Annotated in this window: 17 protein-coding genes and 1 tRNA gene; 7 read left to right on the top strand and 11 right to left on the bottom strand. The window is 64.8% G+C overall.

The genetic code is table 11. The features are described from left to right. Positions 1-35 precede the first annotated feature (35 nt). Both ACXJ16_RS12410 and ACXJ16_RS12405 read left to right on the top strand, forming a co-directional pair. Entirely contained in the window at positions 36-1,025 is a 990-nt protein-coding gene (locus ACXJ16_RS12410) for an ABC transporter ATP-binding protein (RefSeq protein ID WP_324697615.1), read from the top strand. Then, a complete protein-coding gene (locus ACXJ16_RS12405; protein ID WP_324697617.1) occupies positions 1,022-2,269 on the top strand; it encodes an ABC transporter permease in 1,248 nt (415 codons plus the stop codon). The genes ACXJ16_RS12410 and ACXJ16_RS12405 overlap by 4 nt, the downstream gene beginning before the upstream one ends. Positions 2,270-2,309: 40 nt before the next feature. Here the strand turns inward: ACXJ16_RS12405 and ACXJ16_RS12400 are convergent. Both ACXJ16_RS12400 and ACXJ16_RS12395 read right to left on the bottom strand, forming a co-directional pair. Next, positions 2,310-2,394, bottom strand: a tRNA-Leu gene (locus tag ACXJ16_RS12400). A gap of 95 nt (positions 2,395-2,489) precedes the next feature. Continuing rightward, positions 2,490-2,771, bottom strand: a complete 282-nt coding sequence (locus ACXJ16_RS12395) for an integration host factor subunit beta (RefSeq protein WP_054441134.1) — start codon at positions 2,769-2,771, stop codon at positions 2,490-2,492. A 277-nt stretch (positions 2,772-3,048) separates the two neighbouring features. Between ACXJ16_RS12395 and ACXJ16_RS12390 the strand changes: the two genes are divergently transcribed. The 3 genes from ACXJ16_RS12390 (at position 3,049) to ACXJ16_RS12380 (ending at position 7,451) form a co-directional block, all read left to right on the top strand. Further along, entirely contained in the window at positions 3,049-4,704 is a 1,656-nt protein-coding gene (locus ACXJ16_RS12390; RefSeq protein WP_054441132.1) for a peptide MFS transporter, read from the top strand. A 66-nt stretch (positions 4,705-4,770) separates the two neighbouring features. Further along, complete coding sequence (locus ACXJ16_RS12385) at positions 4,771-6,156, top strand: amidohydrolase (protein ID WP_443478046.1); 1,386 nt, start codon at positions 4,771-4,773, stop codon at positions 6,154-6,156. Next, entirely contained in the window at positions 6,153-7,451 is a 1,299-nt protein-coding gene (locus ACXJ16_RS12380; protein ID WP_443478047.1) for an amidohydrolase family protein, read from the top strand. The genes ACXJ16_RS12385 and ACXJ16_RS12380 overlap by 4 nt, the downstream gene beginning before the upstream one ends. 120 nt (positions 7,452-7,571) lie before the next feature. Here the strand turns inward: ACXJ16_RS12380 and ACXJ16_RS12375 are convergent, their stop codons facing one another. Then, positions 7,572-8,366, bottom strand: coding sequence for an alpha/beta hydrolase (locus ACXJ16_RS12375; protein WP_324697623.1), 795 nt, complete (start codon positions 8,364-8,366; stop codon positions 7,572-7,574). Positions 8,367-8,411: 45 nt separating this feature from the next. Next, positions 8,412-10,334 (bottom strand): 1-deoxy-D-xylulose-5-phosphate synthase, encoded by a 1,923-nt coding sequence (gene dxs / locus ACXJ16_RS12370; protein ID WP_185998895.1) that lies wholly within the window; start codon positions 10,332-10,334, stop codon positions 8,412-8,414. A 99-nt stretch (positions 10,335-10,433) separates the two neighbouring features. Between dxs and ACXJ16_RS12365 the strand changes: the two genes are divergently transcribed. Next, positions 10,434-10,820 (top strand): VOC family protein, encoded by a 387-nt coding sequence (locus tag ACXJ16_RS12365; RefSeq protein ID WP_463920766.1) that lies wholly within the window; start codon positions 10,434-10,436, stop codon positions 10,818-10,820. 5 nt (positions 10,821-10,825) lie between these two features. Here the strand turns inward: ACXJ16_RS12365 and ACXJ16_RS12360 are convergent, their stop codons facing one another. The 5 genes from ACXJ16_RS12360 to rpe all read right to left on the bottom strand — a co-directional run bounded on the left by ACXJ16_RS12360 (position 10,826) and on the right by rpe (position 16,128). Continuing rightward, entirely contained in the window at positions 10,826-11,287 is a 462-nt protein-coding gene (locus tag ACXJ16_RS12360; protein ID WP_054441163.1) for a Fur family transcriptional regulator, read from the bottom strand. A 70-nt stretch (positions 11,288-11,357) separates the two neighbouring features. Next, complete coding sequence (locus ACXJ16_RS12355) at positions 11,358-11,507, bottom strand: hypothetical protein (RefSeq protein ID WP_165913263.1); 150 nt, start codon at positions 11,505-11,507, stop codon at positions 11,358-11,360. Between the two features lie 257 nt (positions 11,508-11,764). Beyond that, entirely contained in the window at positions 11,765-13,357 is a 1,593-nt protein-coding gene (purH, locus tag ACXJ16_RS12350; RefSeq protein WP_324697630.1) for a bifunctional phosphoribosylaminoimidazolecarboxamide formyltransferase/IMP cyclohydrolase, read from the bottom strand. A gap of 111 nt (positions 13,358-13,468) precedes the next feature. Continuing rightward, on the bottom strand, positions 13,469-15,337 hold the full coding sequence (locus ACXJ16_RS12345; protein WP_292636979.1) for a heparinase II/III family protein: 1,869 nt from the start codon (positions 15,335-15,337) through the stop codon (positions 13,469-13,471). A 128-nt stretch (positions 15,338-15,465) separates the two neighbouring features. Next, entirely contained in the window at positions 15,466-16,128 is a 663-nt protein-coding gene (rpe, locus tag ACXJ16_RS12340) for a ribulose-phosphate 3-epimerase (RefSeq protein WP_132469364.1), read from the bottom strand. 323 nt (positions 16,129-16,451) lie between these two features. Here rpe and ACXJ16_RS12335 point away from each other — a divergent pair, with 323 nt between their 5' ends. Continuing rightward, positions 16,452-16,946 carry a DUF2141 domain-containing protein gene (locus ACXJ16_RS12335; protein ID WP_054441125.1) on the top strand — a complete coding sequence of 165 codons (495 nt, stop codon included), beginning with the start codon at positions 16,452-16,454 and terminating at the stop codon, positions 16,944-16,946. A 4-nt stretch (positions 16,947-16,950) separates the two neighbouring features. Here the strand turns inward: ACXJ16_RS12335 and ACXJ16_RS12330 are convergent, their stop codons facing one another. Together ACXJ16_RS12330 and ACXJ16_RS12325 are read right to left on the bottom strand one after the other, a co-directional pair. Then, the gene (locus tag ACXJ16_RS12330; RefSeq protein WP_324697634.1) at positions 16,951-17,724 is read right to left on the bottom strand and encodes a nucleotidyltransferase family protein; all 774 of its coding nucleotides are present in this window, start codon (positions 17,722-17,724) and stop codon (positions 16,951-16,953) included. Next, positions 17,721-18,635, bottom strand: coding sequence for a hypothetical protein (locus tag ACXJ16_RS12325; RefSeq protein WP_324697636.1), 915 nt, complete (start codon positions 18,633-18,635; stop codon positions 17,721-17,723). Before ACXJ16_RS12325 ends, ACXJ16_RS12330 begins: the two co-directional genes overlap by 4 nt. Positions 18,636-18,656 lie beyond the last annotated feature (21 nt).

The following is an 18,656-nucleotide window of genomic DNA, read 5'->3' as shown; positions in this document are numbered from 1 at the left end:
TCCGGTTCATAGACACGGTCAGGAAGGGGCTTCGCATGAATGTCGCAGTAGGAGATTGGTCCTTGGCCAGCAACTTGGAAGGGCACTCCCTCGCGATCGAGGCGAAAGGGCTCGTAAAGCGCTTCGATGGCTTCGCCGCGGTCGACGGTGTGGACCTTCAGGTGCCTGTAGGTGCCGTTTACGGCATTCTAGGTCCCAATGGGGCGGGCAAGACCACGACCCTGCGAATGCTGCTGGGAATCATCGATCCGGATGCCGGAATGCGCAGAATACTGGGCTCCGAGCGTCCCCATGACATGGCCCATGCGATCGGCTACCTGCCCGAGGAGCGCGGGCTCTACCCGGCGATGAAGGCCACCGAAGCGATTGCCTTTCTCGGCGCCCTGCGAGGCCTGCCGCTCGGTGAAGGGCGCAGGCGCGCGCACGAACTGCTTGAACAACATGGCCTCGGTTATGCAGCGGACCGGCAAATTCGCCAGCTTTCCAAGGGGATGGCGCAGCAGGTGCAAATCCTCGGAACACTCGTGCACCAGCCCCGCCTCGTCATCTTCGACGAACCATTCTCCGGTCTCGACGCGCTCAACCAGGGCAAGCTGGAGCGGATGATCCGCCAACTCGCGGAAGGCGGGACGACAGTGATCTTCTCCACCCACGTCATCGCCCATGCCGAGCGTCTTTGCGACGAAGTGGCCATCATTGCCGGCGGAAAAGTGCCGTTTGCAGGCCCGGTTGACGTCGCCCGCGACCGGATTCCCCAGCAGGTCCGCCTTGAAACGCGGGAACAGGACGGCCCATGGCGCGCGGCCCTGCCGGAGGATGCGCGGCGCGAAGGACACCTCTGGAGTTTCTCGCTGCCGGAAGGCGGCGCCGAACCGCTCCTGCGTGCCCTGGTCGAAGGCAACGCCGGCATCCTTTCGCTCTCGATCGAACGCGCCGGATTGCATGACGCTTTCGTCGCCATCGCCGGGGAGGCTGCCGCCAAGGCTCTCGATGCGGGTTTGGAGCAGGAGGGGGCGCAGCGATGAGCAAGGATTTTCGCATGGGCCGTCTTTCGGTCCTTGCCGCAGCCTGGGTCGTTGCCCGGCGAGACTTCACGGCAATCCTTTTCAGCCGCAGTTTCTTCTTCTTTCTGCTGGGGCCTCTGTTCCCGGTCATCATTGCGGTATTGGCCGGGAGCCTTGGTTCGCAGGTGGACCAAAGCCAGGAACGCCCGGTCCTTGGCGTGGCGATGCAGGCGGACGATGCCAGGGCCATGGAGCGCGCGCGCAGGGAACTGGGGCCTTCGCTCGATGACGCGCTTCCCCGGATCAAGCTTGTCCGCAGTCTGGCGCAAGGCGAGACTTACGATGCCGCGCAGGCGCTCGTCTCCCGGCGGGAGAATGTCGTCGCCATCGTCTCGGGGTCTCTGGACAAGCCGGTTCTGACCGGTCCGGCCGGACTGATCGAGGCCTGGCGCGGTCCGGTCTCGATGCTGTCGGAACAGGCGCGTTCGGGGCGTAGGCTTGCTTATCCGGTCGTCGCGCTCAAGCCTGTCGCCAGCAGCAGCGCGACAGAGCGGCAGGGACGTTTCGCCACCGCGCAAGGCGCGCAGACGCTGCTGTTCCTCCTGACGATGATGCTGGCGGGCATGGTCCTGTCCAACCTTGTCGAGGAAAAGGGCAACAAGATCATCGAGGTTCTGGCGGCCGCGATCCCGATGGATGCGGTGTTCCTCGGCAAGCTCTTCGCCATGCTCGCGGTTTCGCTGGTGGGGATCGCAACCTGGGCGGCGGCGGGTGGCTTGCTCTACGCTGCGGGTGGTGTTTCGCTGGACCGGATGCCTGAACCGGCGGTCGGCTGGCCGTTACTCGTTTGCCTTGGCGTGATCTACTTCGCCATGGCCTACATGCTGCTGGGGTCGGTGTTCCTGTCGATCGGTTCGATGGCGACGACAGTGCGCGAGGTGCAGACGCTCTCGATGCCGGTGACGATGGCGCAGCTCATGGTGTTCTTCTTCGCGAGCTTCGCCATGACGCAGCCGGGCAGCGCGATCGAGATCGCGGCAGTGCTCTTCCCGTTCAGTTCGCCCTTTGCGATGCTTGCCCGCGGAGCAAGGGATCCCGCGATCCTGCCACATGTCCTGGCGATCGGATGGCAGGTGGCATGGGTGGTTCTTCTGGTACGTGGAGGCGCGCGCCTGTTTCGATCGCGGGTCATGAAGTCCGGCCCTGCCAGAAGCGCGCCGAAAATCGGCAAGCGCCGCCTGTTCCTGCGAAAGTCGGGCGGCTGACCGAACCTGCCTGTAGTACAAAGAGTGCGTGTGATGAAAATGGTACGGACGGCGGGACTCGAACCCGCACTGGGATACCCAAAGGGATTTTAAGTCCCCTGCGTCTACCATTCCGCCACGTCCGCACGCGTAGAATTGGACGCGATCTGGCAGATCGCGCGCGGTGGGGCAACCGGGGAACCGGATTTATGCCGGTTCCTGCCCCGTTCCGGCGATCACGTCACTCCACGTTGAGGCGTGCGCGCATTTCCTTGCCGGGTTTGAAATAGGGAACCCGCTTTTCCGGAACGTCCACGCTTTCGCCCGTGCGGGGGTTGCGGCCGGTGCGGCCCTGCCGATTCCGCGTGGAGAAGGCGCCGAAGCCGCGCAGTTCGATGCGGCCCCCATCGGCGAGCCGCTGGGCGATCTCGTCGAAAAAGGTATCCACGGCGCGTTCGACATCCTCGGCGCGCAACTCGGGATTCTCCTTGGCCAAAGCGAGCAGCAATTCGGATCTGATCATCGCGTGCTTCCCTAAAAATATGCCGTTCGGAAAAATCCCGAGGTCATTGGCGAATCATAATATTTCGCGCGACACGGGTCCGCCAGCCATAGAAAATGCCATTGCGGTTCATTTCGCGCAATGGCTCACCAGAGGTAGTGAAATCCTGCTCAGCCGGACGCCGGTAAGCGGCAATCCACCGGGCAGGGGCCCATTTACACCGCCGATTTGGCCGCTAACTTCCCCGCTTTCAAGCTCTCCGGCTAGCTTTCCGGGCGACAGGACAAAAGAAGGGCGCATGAAGGATATAGCAACCTGGAACGAGGGAGACTGGATTGCCGCGATCGGCGCCATTCTGCTCTTCGCCGTACTCGCCATCGGCGGCGTCATCGCCACCCGCAAGAGCGAGGAATTCGTTGGCCACCCGCGCGGCCTCTTCGTGCTGTTCTACGCCGAGATGTGGGAGCGGTTCTCCTACTACGGCATGCGCGCGCTGCTGATCCTCTACCTGACCAAGTTCTGGCTGTTCAACGATGGCAGCGCGAACCTGATCTACGGCGCCTATACCAGCCTCGTCTACATCACCCCGGTGCTCGGCGGCTATCTGGCAGACCGTTATCTTGGCCAGCGCAAGGCCGTGCTGTTCGGCGGTATCGTGCTGGCTGTCGGTCACCTGTTCATGGCCTATGAGGGCATGCACGGCGTGGCCGATCCGGCGATCAAGCAGGCGGACCCGGCGATCAACGTGTTCTGGCTGGCGCTGGCGCTGATCATCGTCGGTTCGGGCTTCCTCAAGGCGAACATCTCGGTGATCGTCGGGCAGCTCTACAAGATGACCGATTCCCGTCGCGATTCGGCTTACACGATCTTCTACATGGGCGTGAACACCGGCGCCGCGCTGGGTACGATCCTGGTCGGCTACCTCGGCGAGACGATCGGCTGGTCGTGGGGCTTCGGCTTGGCAGGCATCGGCATGCTGCTGGGCCTTCTGATCTTCGTGGCGGGCCGTCCGGCGCTGAAGGGACGAGGCGAGCCGCCCAAGCCGCTGGCGAAGAAGGGTGAACTCACACTCTACGGCATCGGTATCGGCTCGGTTGCGGTGATCTGGTTCCTGATCCAGTATGTCAGCGTGATCCAGTCGCTGCTGGTCGTCTCGGGTATCGCGATGCTCGGCTATACGCTTTACGAAGCGTTCAAGCTGCCCAAGGAGCCGCGTGAGCGCATGTTCGCGATCCTGTTCCTGATCGCGCTGAACCCGATCTTCTGGGGCCTGTTCGAGCAGGCCGGCGGTTCGCTGAGCCTTTATACGGACAAGTTCGTGGACCGCGGCGGGGTGCCGACCAGCCTCTTCCAGTCGATCAACCCGATCTACATCGTGCTGTTCGGCCCGATCTTCGCGGCGCTGTGGCAGTACCTCGGCAAGAAGGGCATTGAGCCCTCGGCACCCGCCAAGTTCGGCCTTGCGCTGATCCAGGTCGGTCTTGGCTTCCTCGTCTTCGTATGGGGCGCAGGCAGCGGCGATCCGGCGGCGATGACCTCGGTGCTGTTCGTATTCCTGATCTACGCGCTGCACACTACCGGCGAACTCTGTCTTTCGCCCGTGGGTCTTTCGGCCATGACCCGCCTTTCGCCGCTGCACCTCGGCAGCTTCATCATGGGGGCATGGTTCTACATGACCGCCGTGGGCAACTTCGTGGCGGGCAAGATCGGTGAAGCCACCGGCGGCGAAAGCGGCGTGATGAACAAGGAAGTCACGCTGGGCATCTATTCCACGATCGGCTGGTCGACGATCGGCGTCGCCGTCGTCGTGCTGGCGCTTTCGCCGCTGGTGAAGCGCTGGATGCACCTCGATACGCTGGAGGATCGCAACATCGACCGCGATCTCGCCGGCCAGAGCGAACTGGGGCTCGAGGCGCAGGAAGCCGGGTACCACCCGGAAACCAAACCTCACTGACATAAAACCGGCCCGGAGAACCCAGAGTTCTTCGGGCCGGATCGCATTTGAACAGGGGAAACTGACATGAGGGTATCGCCGGGATTGCGGCGCTGGTCTTCCACGCTTGTCCTGAGCGCGGGGCTGGCCCTGAGCGCTCAGAGCGTGGATGCCAAGAAGCAGGAAAAGAAAGCGGCCGAGGTCGTCGCGGATCCTTATCCGTCAACTTACAGGTCCTATCCGGGAACGGCTACGGCGCTCGTCGGGGCAACCGTCTATGACGGGCGCGGCGGGCGGATCGACAATGGTGTCGTGCTGTTCCGGGATGGCAAGTTGCAGGCCGTGGGAGGCGCCGACATGGCGATCCCGGACGGCTACACCCGCATCGATGGCACCGGCAAGTTCGTGACTCCCGGCGTGATCGACATCCATTCGCATCTCGGCGTCTATCCTTCGCCCGGCGTCGACGCGCTGGCGGACGGTAACGAGATGACCAGCCCGACGACGCCCGACGTCTGGGCGGAGCACTCGGTCTGGCCGCAGGACCCCGGCTTCACCCGCGCCCTGGCCAACGGCGGCGTTACCAGCCTCCAGATATTGCCAGGCTCCGGCAATCTCATCGGCGGCCGTGCGGTTACCCTGAAGAACGTGCCGAGCATTACCGTGCAGGGCATGAAGTTCCCCGGTGCGCCCTATTCGCTGAAGATGGCCTGCGGCGAAAACCCCAAGCGCGTCTATGGCGAGAAGGGGCAGAAGCCCTCGACCCGCATGGGCAACTTCTCGGTCGACCGTCAGGCGTGGATCGACGCACGCCAGTACATGGACGGCGATCATTCCGAGCGCGATCTCGGCAAGGATACGCTGGAAGGCGTGCTCAAGGGCGAAATCCTCGTCCAGAATCACTGCTACCGCGCGGACGAGATGGCGCAGGTGATCGATATGTCCAAGGAAATGGGCTACAAGGTCACGGCGTTCCACCACGCGGTGGAAGCCTACAAGATCGCCGATCTCCTTCGCGAGAATGGCATTTGCGTCGCCGTCTGGGCCGATTGGTACGGCTTCAAGATGGAAGCCTACGACGGCATTCCCGAAAACGCCGCGCTGCTCGCCAATGCGGGAACTTGCGTGGTGATTCACTCGGACGACGAGAACGGCATCCAGCGCCTCAACCAGGAAGCCGCCAAGGCCCAGGCCGACGGCCGCCGCATCGGCATCGACATTCCCGATGCCAAGGTCATTGGCTGGTTCACCTACAATGCCGCCAAGACCATGGGCATCGGCGAGAAGACCGGCAGCCTCGAAGCGGGCAAGATGGCCGACGTGGTCTTGTGGAACGGCAATCCGCTCTCGGTCTACTCGCGACCCGAGAAGGTCTGGATCGACGGGGCCCTGATGTTCGATGCCCTGGATGCAAAACGTCGTCCGGTAAGCGATTTCGAATTGGGGCAGCCCGGTGCAGGAGACGTGAAATGAGCCGCCGTGCCATCATCATCGCCGCCCTTGCGGCGGTAGCGCTGCCCGGTGCGGCCTCCGCACAGGATTTCGCGATCACCAATGCCACCGTCGCCACCGGTGACGGCAGCGCGCCGATCGAGCATGGCACCGTGATCGTGCGGGGCGGCAAGGTCGTTGCCGCGGGAGCCGGAGTTGCCGTGCCGGCGGGTATCCGGAGCGTGGACGGAACCGGAAAGTGGGTGACGCCGGGCTTGTTCTCCGCCGTGACCGACCTCGGTCTCTGGGATGTCGAAGCGGTGTCGAACAGCAATGACACGGAAGCGGACAAGTCCCCCTTCAATGCCGCGCTCGATGTCGCGCCGGCGATAAACCCTTCCAGCGAGCATATCGCGATCAGCCGCGAAGGCGGCGTTACGCGCGCCAGCGTGGCCCCCTTCAACGGGGGCTCGATCTTTGCGGGACAGGGCGCGCTGATCGGCCTTGGAACGGGTCCCGATACGGTCAACGCATCCCGGGCTTTCCAGTTCGTGGAACTTGGGGAAGCCGGAGCCCGGCTCGCCGGTGGTAGCCGCGTGGCAGCGCATGTCGCGCTGCGCAACGCCTTGCGTGAGGCGCGCGAAGTGGTTGCCGCACCCAATGCCGGGCGTAGCAGCGATGCCCTGCTCACCCGTGCCGATGCGGTAGCGCTTGCACCGGTACTGGACGGCCGCCAGCCGCTCTATGTCGGGGTCGAACGTGCGGCAGACATCCGCAGCGTGCTGGCGCTCAAGACCGAGTTTCCCAAGCTGAACCTCGTGCTCGTGGGCGCCACGGAAGGCTGGCTCGTGGCCGGTGCCATCGCGGCCGCAAAGGTGCCGGTGATCACCATGCCGCTGCGGGATCTTCCGGCCAGCTTTGAAAGTCTCGCGGCGACCCAGTCGAACGTCGGCCGGATGAAAAAGGCGGGCGTCAAGGTTGCCATCGGCATGTTCGCGGGCAGCAATCAGCCACGCTATGCGCCGCAGCAGGCCGGAAACCTCGTGGCTCTGAACAAGCTGCCGGGCGCGGTGGGATTGACTTGGGGTGAGGCGCTGGCCGCCATTACCTCCATTCCTGCCGAAATCAGCGGTATGGGCGGCAAGGAAGGCGTTCTGGCACCGGGCGCGGTCGGGGATGTCGTCATCTGGGACGGCGACCCGCTGGAACTCTCCTCGGCACCGGTCGAAGTCTATATCGATGGCGTAAAGCAGCCGCTCGATAATCATCAGAGCCGGCTGAAGCAGCGGTACAAGAGCCTGGATCGGACGTACCTGCCGAAGGCCTACGATTGGTGAAGTAAATCCGAAGGTCTGGGGGAGAGCCCCAGACCTTCGGAATATCGTCTTTGCACAGGCCGCTTCGTCGCGAGCGCCTTGCAGGACAGGGGGCATGGCCCTTGGTCCTAGGTTTACGACCTAGATATCCTGGCCCTTCAGCCATCCGACGATGGCCGTTTGCGTGGGCCGGGCGAACTGGATTTGGTGGCCGCCCTGCTCGAAGCGGATGAATCTGGCATGGGGCGCGCCCTGTGCGAGCGCTTCGCCTTGAGCCAGAGGGATCACCCGGTCGTCGGCGGCGTGGAGGACAAGGATCGGGGCCTTGACCCGGGCAATCGCCGTGCGACTGTCGAAGCGGTCCAGCATCAGTCGGCGCACCGGAGCCCAGGGAACTGCTGCGGCCGCGACATCCGGCAGGCTGGTGAAGGGCGATATCAGCACCAGCGCCGCAGGAGAGTGCTTCGTGGCCAGTTCCGCCGCGACCCCCGTTCCCAGTGAAGCACCCATCAGCACGATCCGGTTGGCGGCAATGCCTCTGCGGTTTGCAAAGTCCAGCGCCGCTTCTGCGTCCAGCGCGAGCCCCTCTTCGGTCGGTTTGCCCGGATTGTCCGCATAGCCGCGATAGTCGGCAAGAAGCACACCGTAGCCGGCTTTCACAAGGCCTTCGGTGGCGGCGGCAGCGCCGGGGAGACTGTCGCCGTTGCCATGGAAGAACAGCACGGTGTGGCGGCCCGACTTTGCAGGGCGCCATGCTGCGGTGAGGGCGAGGCCGTCAGCCGTGTGGAGCGTTACTTTCTCGAAACCCGAGGGAATTGATGCCGGTCCGCGCGGTGCGGGATAGATGATCGCGCGCTGCCCCAGGTAAAGCGCGAGAACGACCGCGAGATAGAGGCCGGACACGGCAACCGCACCGACCAGCAGGGGAACCTTCACCGGCCTGTTCCAGCGGGCGTGAATGACCTTCGGGCGAGCGCCGCGTCAGGCCCGTGCTTCGTTCACGCCGGCGCTGTTGTGGCGCAGGGCCTTGAGTACGGTATCGACGATCTGCGGTGCATTGAGGCCAGCTTCGTCGTACTGGGTCTCGGGCTTGTCCTGATCCTGGAAGATATCCGGCAGGCGCATGGTGCGGATCTTGAGCCCGGCGTCGGTCAGACCTTCGTCGCTCGCCATGGTGAGAACATGTGCGCCAAGGCCACCGATGGCGCCCTCCTCGACGGTGATGACGACCTCATGGCTCAGCATGAGCTTGCGGATCAGATCGGTGTCGAGCGGCTTGGCGAAACGCAAGTCGGCAACGGTGGTCGACAGTCCCTTGGTTTCCAGCACGTCTGCAGCCTTGAGCGCTTCGCCGAGGCGGGTGCCAAGCGAGAGCAGGGCTACCTTGGTGCCTTCGCGGACGATACGGCCCTTGCCGATTTCGAGAAGCTGCGGCGTTTCCGGCAAGTCCACGCCCACGCCGTTGCCGCGTGGATAGCGGAAGGCGATTGGGCCGGCGTCATACTGTGCGGCGGTGTGGACCATGTGGACCAGTTCCGCTTCGTCGGCAGCGGCCATGACCACCATGTTCGGCAGTGTGGCAAGGTAGGTCACGTCGAACGAGCCGGCATGAGTCGCGCCGTCGGCGCCGACGAGGCCGGCGCGGTCGATCGCGAAGCGCACGGGCAGGTTCTGGATCGCGACGTCATGGACGACCTGATCGAAGGCGCGCTGGAGGAAGGTCGAGTAGATCGCGCAGAACGGGCGCATGCCCTGAGCCGCGAGGCCCGCCGCGAAAGTGACCGCATGCTGTTCGGCAATGCCGACGTCGAAGCTGCGATTCGGGAATTTCTGCTCGAACTTGTCGAGCCCCGTGCCCGAGGGCATGGCAGCGGTAATCGCGCAGATGCGGTTGTCCTTTTCCGCCTCGGCGACCAGTGCCTTGGCGAAGACGCCCGTATAGCTCGGCGGGCCGGCAGGAGCCTTGGCCTGTTCGCCGGTGACGACGTTGAACTTCTGCACGCCGTGGTACTTGTCGGCCGCTTCCTCGGCGGGGGCGTAGCCCTTGCCCTTCTGGGTCACGACATGGACGAGGATCGGGCCTTCGGCGGCATCCCGCACGTTTTCCAGCACGGGGACCAATGCGTCGAGGTCGTGGCCGTCGATCGGGCCGACGTAATAGAAGCCCAGTTCTTCGAACAGCGTGCCGCCCATGGCCATGCCGCGCGCGAACTCGTCCGTCTTGCGGGCCGCGGCGTGGAGGGGGCGGGGGAGGCGGCGTGCGAACTTGCGGGCGAGATCGCGCAGGCCGAGGAATCGGCCCGAAGAGACGAGGCGCGCAAGATAGGCGGAAAGCCCGCCGACCGGCGGCGCGATCGACATGTCGTTGTCGTTGAGGACGACGATCAGTCGGTTTCCGGCTTCTGCGGCGTTGTTCATCGCCTCATAGGCCATGCCCGCGCTCATCGCGCCGTCACCGATAACGGCGATGCCCCGGCCGGGCGTCCCCTTAATCTTGTTGGCGACCGCAAAACCGAGCGCGGCTGAGATCGAGGTGGAACTGTGAGCCGTGCCGAACGGGTCGTATTCGCTTTCCGAACGCTTGGTGAAACCGGAAAGCCCGCCGCCCTGGCGCAGTGTACGAATGCGGTCGCGGCGGCCGGTCAGGATCTTGTGCGGGTAGGCCTGGTGGCCCACGTCCCAGATCAGCCGGTCGGTCGGCGTGTCGAACACGTAATGGATCGCCACGGTCAGCTCTACCACGCCAAGGCCCGAGCCGAGGTGTCCGCCGGTCTGTCCGACGGCTGAGATCATCTCGGTGCGAAGTTCGTCGGCCAGCTGTCGCAGGTCCGCAGGCTTGAGCTTGCGAAGATCGTCAGGCGTATCGACGGTATCGAGGAGCGGCGTTGCCGGGTTGGCTGTCATGGTCTGCTTGTACACTTTACGTGTTCTGGTGTCGAATTAAGCGACGGGCAATATGCCGGTAGCACCCGAAATGACAGGAAAAACGTGGGAGCAGTCCATATGTTGCGACTTTCCGAAGCATCGCCAGTGGCCTTCGTGATGACCCGCGACCGGGCAAGCGCCCGAGTCTTCTATGAAAACGTGCTGGAACTGCGCGTTATCGCGGAAGAGGAATTCGCGCTTGCTTTCGCCTTGGCTGGCGGCGGGGCGATGCGGCTGACCAGTCATGCCGGCCATGTACCGACGCAGCATACGGTGCTGGGATGGACGGTGTCCGACATTCGCACGGCGGTCGGCTCCTTGCGGGGAAGGGGTGTGGAATTCAACGTCTATGAAGGCTTCGGGCAGGACGCCGACGGCATCTGGACAGCGCCGGACGGAACAGCACTGGTGGCGTGGTTCCCCGATCCTGACGGGAATATCCTCAGCTTAACCGAATTTCGGTAAGACTCTCAGCTGCAGGCCGCACAGGTGCCGCGCAGTTCGACAACCGGGCGCACGCCCGCAAAGCCGGCCTGCTTCGCCGCCGCGATAAGCGCGCCGGTCAGCTTGTCATCGTCGATGTGGACGGCCTGACCGCAGACATCGCAGATCAGGAAGATGCAGTCATGCTGGCAGCCGGGGTGGCTGTTGGCCAGATAGGCGTTGGCACTTTCCACGCGGCGGGCAAGGTTGGTGCGCACGAAAAGATCGAGAATGCGGTAGACGCTGTTAGGCGCCACGCGCTTGCCGCGCAGGGCGGATACGCTCTCCGCCAGATCGTAGGCGGAGGCGGGGCGTTCACGTTCCGCCAGTGCGCCGAAGACGTCCGCACGCATCTCGGTCCACTGCTCGCCCGATTCGATAAGAGCCGCGCGGGCAGCCTCGATCAGGTTGTCGCCCGAGTGTTCGTGATGATGATGCGCATTAGCCATGCGCCCCATATGGGCACTGGCCTTGCCGCGTGCAATTGAAAGGTGCCGGGAGGGCGCCCGGCCCGTGCGATCAGCGTGCGGGCGCTGCGGCTTCGGCCGGAGGCACGATGCCGCTGGTCAGCGAATGTCCGCCAATCCCCATCACGCCGAGCACCAGCAGCGCACCACCGGCAAAGCCGAGAGCGAAGAAGCGGTAAAAGTCGGCCTTGAAGAGTCCCATGACGAAAATCAGCTCATATGGTTGTGGTACGATTGCGTGGCGCTCACTTGGCGCGAATCGCCTTGACGTCCAGTGAATGGCGACGAACTGCAGCCCATTCTGCGATGAGTTGTGATTCTGCCGCGACGAAGGGCGGGAACCGTCACAATTTGGTCAATGTTCTCGCGTGGCGCCTGAGCGCGCTGCGCCGCGCAGTTTCCTACACGCGGGCAAGGAAGGCGAGGGTAACATCCTCGCCTTCCTGCCGTTTCGGTCCCTCAGTGCTTGAAGTGGCGCATGCCGGTGAAGACCATCGCCAGGCCCGCTTCGTCGGCCGCGGCAATGACTTCGTCATCGCGGATCGAGCCGCCCGGCTGGATCACGGCGGTGGCGCCCGCCTCGGCAGCGGCCAGCAATCCGTCCGCGAAGGGGAAGAAGGCGTCCGACGCCACAGCCGAACCCGCCGTGCGTGCCTGGGCCCAGCCGAACTTCTCGGCGGCTTCCGCGGCCTTCATCGCGGCGATGCGCGAGGAATCGCGGCGGTTCATCTGGCCCGCACCGATGCCGGCGGTGATGCCGTCCTTGGCATAGACGATCGCGTTGGACTTGACGTGACGGGCCACGGTCCAGGCGAACAGGCAGTCCTTCAGTTCCTGCTCGGTCGGCGCGCGCTTGGTCACGACCTTGAGATCGTCGAGGCCAATGGCTCCGTTGTCGCGGTTCTGCACCAGCAGGCCGCCGGTGATCTGACGCACGAGCAGGCCGGCGCGGCGCGGATCGGGCAGTTCGCCGGTGAGCAGCAGGCGCAGGTTCTTCTTCTTGGCGAAGAAGGCGCGGGCTTCCTCGTCGGCGTCAGGTGCGACGACGACTTCGGTGAAGATTTGGCAGATCGCTTCCGCCGTGGCGCCGTCGAGCGTGGTGTTCACCGCGACGATGCCACCGAAGGCCGAAACGTCGTCGCAGGCCAGCGCACCCTGCCAGGCATCGAGCAGGGTTTCGCCCTGAGCGACGCCGCAGGGGTTGGCATGCTTGACGATGACCACGGCGGGCTGCTGGCCCTTGAACTCGGCAGCCAGCTCGAAGGCGGCGTCGGCATCGTTGTAGTTGTTGTAGGACAGTTCCTTGCCCTGCACCTGCTCGCTCTGGGCCAGACCCTTGGTGAAAGGGCCGACCGGGGTGTAGAGCGCGGCCTTCTGGTGCGGATTCTCCCCGTAGCGCAGTTCGGTCGAAAGACGGCCGTTGACGCTGATCATCTCGGGGAACTCAAGGCCCTGGTCGGCGAAGGCGAACCACTGAGAGATCATCGAATCGTAAGCGGCGGTCTGCGCGAAGGCGCGCGCCGCCAGCAGTTTGCGGAAGGCCAGCGTGGTGCCGCCATCGGTGGTCTCCAACTCGGAGAGCAGGCCGGCATAGTCCTTGGGATCGGTGACGATGGCGACGAAGGCATGGTTCTTCGCAGCGGAGCGGACCATCGATGGGCCGCCGATGTCGATGTTCTCGATCACTTCGTCACGGTCGGCACCCTTGGCCACGGTCGCTTCGAAGGGGTAGAGATTGACGATGACGAGGTCGATCGCGCCGATCTCGTGATCGGCCATGGCCTTGGCGTGCTCCGGGTTGTCGCGCACGGCCAGCAGGCCGCCGTGGACCTTGGGGTGCAGCGTCTTGACGCGGCCGTCCATCATTTCGGGGAAATTGGTGAGGTCCGAAATGTCCTTCACCTCGAGCCCGGCATCGCGCAGCGCCTTGGCGGTGCCGCCGGTCGAAACCAGTTCCACGCCGCGCGCGGCAAGCGCCTTGCCGAGGTCGGCGAGGCCGGCCTTGTCGGAAACCGAAAGCAGTGCGCGGCGAATCGGGACGATATCGGTCATTGAAGGGCCTCTCGCGAATGGGGCGGGCAAAGGATTTGCGCGCCCTCTAGGTCGGCAGAGCCGAGCCTGCAAGGTGGCTAAGGCACAACCCGTGGCGTGCCTTGGACAAAATCACCCCATTTTCTTGAGAAGCCACCCGAAATTCCCGCCGCCGCGGGAAACCATGCCCTGAATCACGAGCTGCTGCGTTGCCTGCGGGCGGCCCTGGCCGTCGACCCATAGCGAATCCTCGACGGTGACTTCGCCGGCGGCGCTGCGGAATTGCCAGTAGCTGCCGTCAGGCAAGGCGAGGCCAGCCCCCTGTCCGTCCGCCGTCAGCCCCACTTCTACTCGTGGGCCCAGATGGAAGCGGATCGCGAAGCCGACCTTGCCGCGCTTGCCCTTGCGATTGGCGGGCAGGAGCAGATCTTCGCCGCGCAGTTCGGTGCCGTCGTCACGCAGGATCAGGATGCGGCGGTGAGTGAGGCCGTAGCGAGCCTCGTAGCCATTGTGGCTGGCCTCGAGGCGGGTGGCGTTGCCGCCGTTTTCCTGCACGAGCGTCTTGCGGTCGACATCAACCTCGCTGACACCCGATCCGATCGCGCCGTTGATGAGCACGGCCGTGGAATTGGCGTCGTCCAAAGTGAGCGTGGAATGCGCCGCAGTCGCACGGAGGCCTTGTTCGAGCCGGACCGGCACCAGTCCGCCGCCACTGGCGGAACCCCCGCAATTCACGATCAGGCGGTGCCCGCCGTGAGACATTTCGAAAGCCAGGGTCGAGGCGCAGCCGTGACGGGCGTGTGCGGGCAAAGGAGGCGGCGCGGTGTCGAACTGGAGGATGGACTTGTGGGCGAGCACGCGTTGATAGCCCCACTGCCTCACGTCGCGCAGCGGACGGGTCCGGACGCCGGTGGCGCGAACGAGGGCGTTCACGTCATCCCCGTCGACAGCCCAGCCGCCCTGCCAGGAGCCCAGCGATCCATCGCCATGAGTCAGGGCCAGCAGCGGCGGGATCAGCATTTCGATGACGCGCTCGACCGCCTTGGGCGCGTCCCGGCGGGTTGCGTGATAGCAGTTGCGCAGGCGGACGAGCAGCGCGATGGCTTCCATTTGCGCAACCGGGCTGCGGGAAAGCACGCCGCCGTCGTCGCCCATCAGTTCGCCGAGCGACTTGACCAGCCCGGCTTCGCCATAGAGCCGGCGCGGCCGTCCATCGGGCAGGAGCAGCCCCGCCGCGACGATGGCGGACCAGCCTGCCACTTCGGCAAGGCCGTCCTCTGCATTGTGGACGTGGCGATCGAGCCAGCGCGCGGTATCCGAGATATGCGCCAGCGTGCGGTTGCGCAGGGCCTTTTCGCCCGAAAGAATCAGTGGCGCGTGCGCCAGCCAGTTCATCAGGCGGGCGCCGGTATTGCCGACGGCCCAGGCGGGGCCCTTGCCGGGTTTGCCGGGGGGCTTGGGGTTGGCCTGGAGCCAGGCGGTAAGGATGCGCTCGGCTACGGCCGTGCCTTGCTCACGGGGGGCGCAGGCTTCAAGGTCGGTGAGCCAGGAAAAGCTGTGAACCACGCGTTCGAGCGGCGGGGTGACGCGGGCGGCACCGGCATAGTCGACTTGCGCGATCGGTGTCTTGGCGCCGTGAATCAGGAAGTGACCGGCGCGCAGTGCGGTGCCCGCGGCGACATGGCCGGGAAGCGTATTGTTGACGGTGGCGAGGAGGCGGGTGCGTGCCTTCTTGCCCATGGGCGCCGAGAGCATCGAGCCGGGAATGCCGAGTCGGTAGGCAAAACGGATAAGGCGTTCGCCGGGGCCGACGGAGGGGGGCGAGAAGTCGGCAAGCGCGAGAGCGCGGCCACTTTCAATGTGCGCAACTTCGACTTTCGCCTCGCCGCCCACCGTGCGGGGCGAGAGGAGATCGGATTCATCGGCTGCGAATGCGGAGATATCGGTGATGTCCGGCTCCTGCCGGTCCAGGGCGGTTGATCCGCTCACATTCTGGTTCAAGACACCCTCCTCGCTCCGGTCCATCCGGGCCTAGCTCCCGCCCATCGGGGAAATGGCCCGAAGTCCCCCCAGGTTCCCGCGCGGGAACCCGGCTGGGTGTCTGGGGTCACTGTTTCAGTCCGTCCCCGTCAGGCGAGTCCCTTCAGGGCGCGAATGTTCGCGGCATATTGCGTAGGTCCGCCGCGGAAAGTGGCGGAACCGGCGACGAGCACGTCGGCGCCTGCCGAAACGCAAAGCGGTGCGGTCCTGGCATCGACGCCGCCGTCCACCTCGAGGCGAATGTCGCGGCCGGACTTGTCGATCATCTTGCGCACGGCCTCGATCTTGCGAAGCTGGCTGGAGATGAAGCTCTGGCCGCCGAAGCCCGGGTTTACGCTCATGATCAGGACCAGGTCGATGTCGTCGATCAGATAGTCGAGCATCTTGGCGGGCGTCGCGGGATTGAGCGAAATGCCGGCCTTCTTGCCGAGATTGTGGATCGTCTGCACCGTGCGGTGAACGTGCGGTCCGGCCTCGGGATGGACGGTGATGTAGTCGGCACCCGCTTCCGCGAAGGCTTCGAGGTAGCTGTCGACCGGAGAGATCATCAGGTGCACGTCGAACACCTTGGCCGAATGGGGGCGCAGGGCCTTCACCACGGCAGGACCGATGGTGATGTTCGGCACGAAGTGACCATCCATGACATCGACGTGGATCCAGTCCGCGCCGGCTTCGTCGATCGCGCGAACTTCCTCACCCAGGCGGGCGAAGTCGGCGGACAGGATGGAGGGCGAGATCAGCGGCGTGGTCATGGTGGAAAACGGTACTCCTCGATGTGAAGGATAGGCCACCACATCTGGGGGGTACAAGCGCCCCACTGGCCGTTTTCCACACGCCATATGGAGGTCGCCCGTAAATCCACCAGGTGGCGGCGGGTGAGCAGCCGGCAGCACCGGGGAACCGGCACGTGATTGAGCCATTGTGAACTGCCAATTCAGAGTGCATTCACGGCCTCGATGGCAGTGCGGCGCCAGAAAAATCACGCAGTTGCGCGCGCTTCAGCCAGGCCGTGCGTGCTGCGCAGAGCGTTATGGAACCGGAGATGAGTGTGACGTTCCCCAAGGCCCCCTTCCCAATGAACAGGCGTTCGGGCGTGCTGCTGGCCGCGGCCGGTTTGGCCGCCCTGGCGGTATCCGCTCCTGCTGCCGCGCAGTACCGCGACGAAATCCGCAACGACATGAGCCAGTGCCGAGCCGGTGGCGGACCGTCGATCATGGTGACGGTGGATGGCATCAAGTCCTCTCAGGGGAAGCTGAGGGTGCAATCCTACCGCGCGACTTCGGCCGAATGGCTTTCCAAGGGCAAGTGGCTGAAGCGTATCGAGGTTCCGGCAAAGGCGGGATCGATGACGTTCTGCGTGCCGGTTTCCGCTGCGGGATCTTATGGAATCGCGGTCCGCCATGACGTCAATGGCAATGGTTCGACCGATATCAGCACTGATGGCGGCGCCATGTCCAACAATCCGTCGATCAACATCTTCAACCTCGGCAAGCCCAGCTATACCAAGGTCGGCGTGCCGGTGGACGGCAAGGAAGTGAAATCGATCCGCATCCAGATGCGCTACATGTAACGGATCAGGACTGGCCCCCGGCCTCCCGTCGCTGCGCCAGTATTCCGCGCGCGTCGACCAGGTCGGAGGGCTTGTCCACATCGACTGCGGCCAGCCCGTCACGCGCTGCCACCAGGCTGGCCCTTATGCCGATCTTCGTGCCCAGGCTGCCGAGGGCGGCTGCGAGGGTCAGTCTGCCCAGCGCGTAGCTCAGCAACATGCCGAGGCCGAGGCGGGCGGCTATGCGCCAGGGGCGTTTGCGGTCCGCCTCCACCAGTTTCCAGGTCTTTATCGCGCTTTCGGCGCGCTTTGAGTTGAGCAGAAACAAGTTGCAACCCGACCAGTGCCCGTCCGCAAAGCGCAGATATGTGCGCCGGGAACCGGGCATGGCGGCCTCGATCGCCTGACGCCGGGCGAGCAGGATGGCGACATCGGCATCTTCGGGCGTGTCGAGAAGGAAGTCGCTGACCCATTCCCCGCGCAGCAGGGCGTGATCCGCCGTGGTGATGAGCATCGGCGCACCCAGCCGTACAAAACCGGCGGCGACGCTTGCGCTTGGCCCGGCTTCGGCAGGGATTACCTCGCAATTCAACATTTGCGCCAGCGCCACGACGGCAGGATCGTTGGCGATGACGGCCACACGCTCGATCCCGGCATCACGGAGCGCATGGGCGACATGGGCGAGCATCGGCTGGCCTTCCAGTTTGACCAGCGCCTTGTGGCTGACTCCCTCGGACGCGGCGACAGGATCGGGCGCGCCGGGGCGAGAACCTGCGAGGATGAGCGCGGCGGGCTTCATGCCGGCTTGCGCTCCATTGCCTTCTTTGTGCGCCACACGTGCCAGAGCACGCCGGGAGCCGCGAGAACCGGATGGCGTTCGCGCCAGGGGGTTATGGTGACAGGTACGCCTGTGTGACGTTCGATCTTCCACGCGGCATAGCGGGCCGCACCGTCGAACGTCGTGGATGCCTTGAGCAGGCGGAGCACGTTGTAAGGCTTGCCGAGGCGCTGGCGGCGCTTCCACCAGTTCAAGGCACGGTTACGCTCCCGAGCCGCAAGGGCAGGGCGGATCGTTCCCTTGGGTTCCCGAGTGAAATCGATGCCGTCGGCGGTCAGCGCCAGGGGGAGCAGGCCGTCGAAATGCCCGCGATTGACGGCGAGGATCGAATCCTCCCGCCCGGCCTTCTCGACGCGGAATTCGGCCGCGTATGTCGCCCTGAACAGCGCCCGCCAATAGTCTTCCGCCGTTCCCGCTTCCGGTCCCAGAGAAACCGCAAGCCGGGTTGCAATGCGGGCGGCGCCGGAGACCGCTTCGGCAACGGGGCCGATCGCGGCTTCGTCGCGCAGCCAGGCCAGGCCGCAGGGCTGGACGAAGCGGGCCCATATGGTGGTGTCGAGCAGTTCGCCGGCGGCGGCGGCGCGGAAGGTTTCCAGAGCCATGGTCGCGACCTTGGCGCGCAGGGGAATGCCTTCGAACGTCCACTCATGATAGCTGACGCGAGGCCAGATCTTCTCGATCTGGGGGCCTTCGGTGAGGACGTAGAAATCCAGAACGCCTTCAAGCGAGCCCGTGCGCAGGTTGGAGCCGTAGAACAGCACCGCCACGGCGTTGCCTGCTGCAAGGGCGAGGCGCTGCGCGAAGGCGCGGATTTCGGGTTCGATCGGGCGCTGGATGGCCTTGCGGACGCGTCCTTCGAGATCTTCGGTCATGACGTCATGCTCGGGCAGCGG

It is taken from the genome of Novosphingobium sp. TK71 (assembly GCF_055361505.1).
This window is presented reverse-complemented; position numbering and strand designations above follow the sequence as displayed.

What these genes read in the sequence shown, in the direction of transcription:
- ACXJ16_RS12410 (WP_324697615.1), top strand. Translation starts at nt 36, where the DNA reads ATGAATGTCGCAGTAGGAGATTGGTCCTTGGCCAGCAACTTGGAAGGG.
- ACXJ16_RS12405 (WP_324697617.1), top strand. Translation starts at nt 1,022, where the DNA reads ATGAGCAAGGATTTTCGCATGGGCCGTCTTTCGGTCCTTGCCGCAGCC.
- ACXJ16_RS12395 (WP_054441134.1), bottom strand. Translation starts at nt 2,771, where the DNA reads ATGATCAGATCCGAATTGCTGCTCGCTTTGGCCAAGGAGAATCCCGAG.
- ACXJ16_RS12390 (WP_054441132.1), top strand. Translation starts at nt 3,049, where the DNA reads ATGAAGGATATAGCAACCTGGAACGAGGGAGACTGGATTGCCGCGATC.
- ACXJ16_RS12385 (WP_443478046.1), top strand. Translation starts at nt 4,771, where the DNA reads ATGAGGGTATCGCCGGGATTGCGGCGCTGGTCTTCCACGCTTGTCCTG.
- ACXJ16_RS12380 (WP_443478047.1), top strand. Translation starts at nt 6,153, where the DNA reads ATGAGCCGCCGTGCCATCATCATCGCCGCCCTTGCGGCGGTAGCGCTG.
- dxs (WP_185998895.1), bottom strand. Translation starts at nt 10,334, where the DNA reads ATGACAGCCAACCCGGCAACGCCGCTCCTCGATACCGTCGATACGCCT.
- ACXJ16_RS12365 (WP_463920766.1), top strand. Translation starts at nt 10,434, where the DNA reads ATGTTGCGACTTTCCGAAGCATCGCCAGTGGCCTTCGTGATGACCCGC.
- ACXJ16_RS12360 (WP_054441163.1), bottom strand. Translation starts at nt 11,287, where the DNA reads ATGGCTAATGCGCATCATCATCACGAACACTCGGGCGACAACCTGATC.
- ACXJ16_RS12355 (WP_165913263.1), bottom strand. Translation starts at nt 11,507, where the DNA reads ATGGGACTCTTCAAGGCCGACTTTTACCGCTTCTTCGCTCTCGGCTTT.
- purH (WP_324697630.1), bottom strand. Translation starts at nt 13,357, where the DNA reads ATGACCGATATCGTCCCGATTCGCCGCGCACTGCTTTCGGTTTCCGAC.
- rpe (WP_132469364.1), bottom strand. Translation starts at nt 16,128, where the DNA reads ATGACCACGCCGCTGATCTCGCCCTCCATCCTGTCCGCCGACTTCGCC.
- ACXJ16_RS12335 (WP_054441125.1), top strand. Translation starts at nt 16,452, where the DNA reads ATGAACAGGCGTTCGGGCGTGCTGCTGGCCGCGGCCGGTTTGGCCGCC.
- ACXJ16_RS12330 (WP_324697634.1), bottom strand. Translation starts at nt 17,724, where the DNA reads ATGAAGCCCGCCGCGCTCATCCTCGCAGGTTCTCGCCCCGGCGCGCCC.
- ACXJ16_RS12325 (WP_324697636.1), bottom strand. Translation starts at nt 18,635, where the DNA reads ATGACCGAAGATCTCGAAGGACGCGTCCGCAAGGCCATCCAGCGCCCG.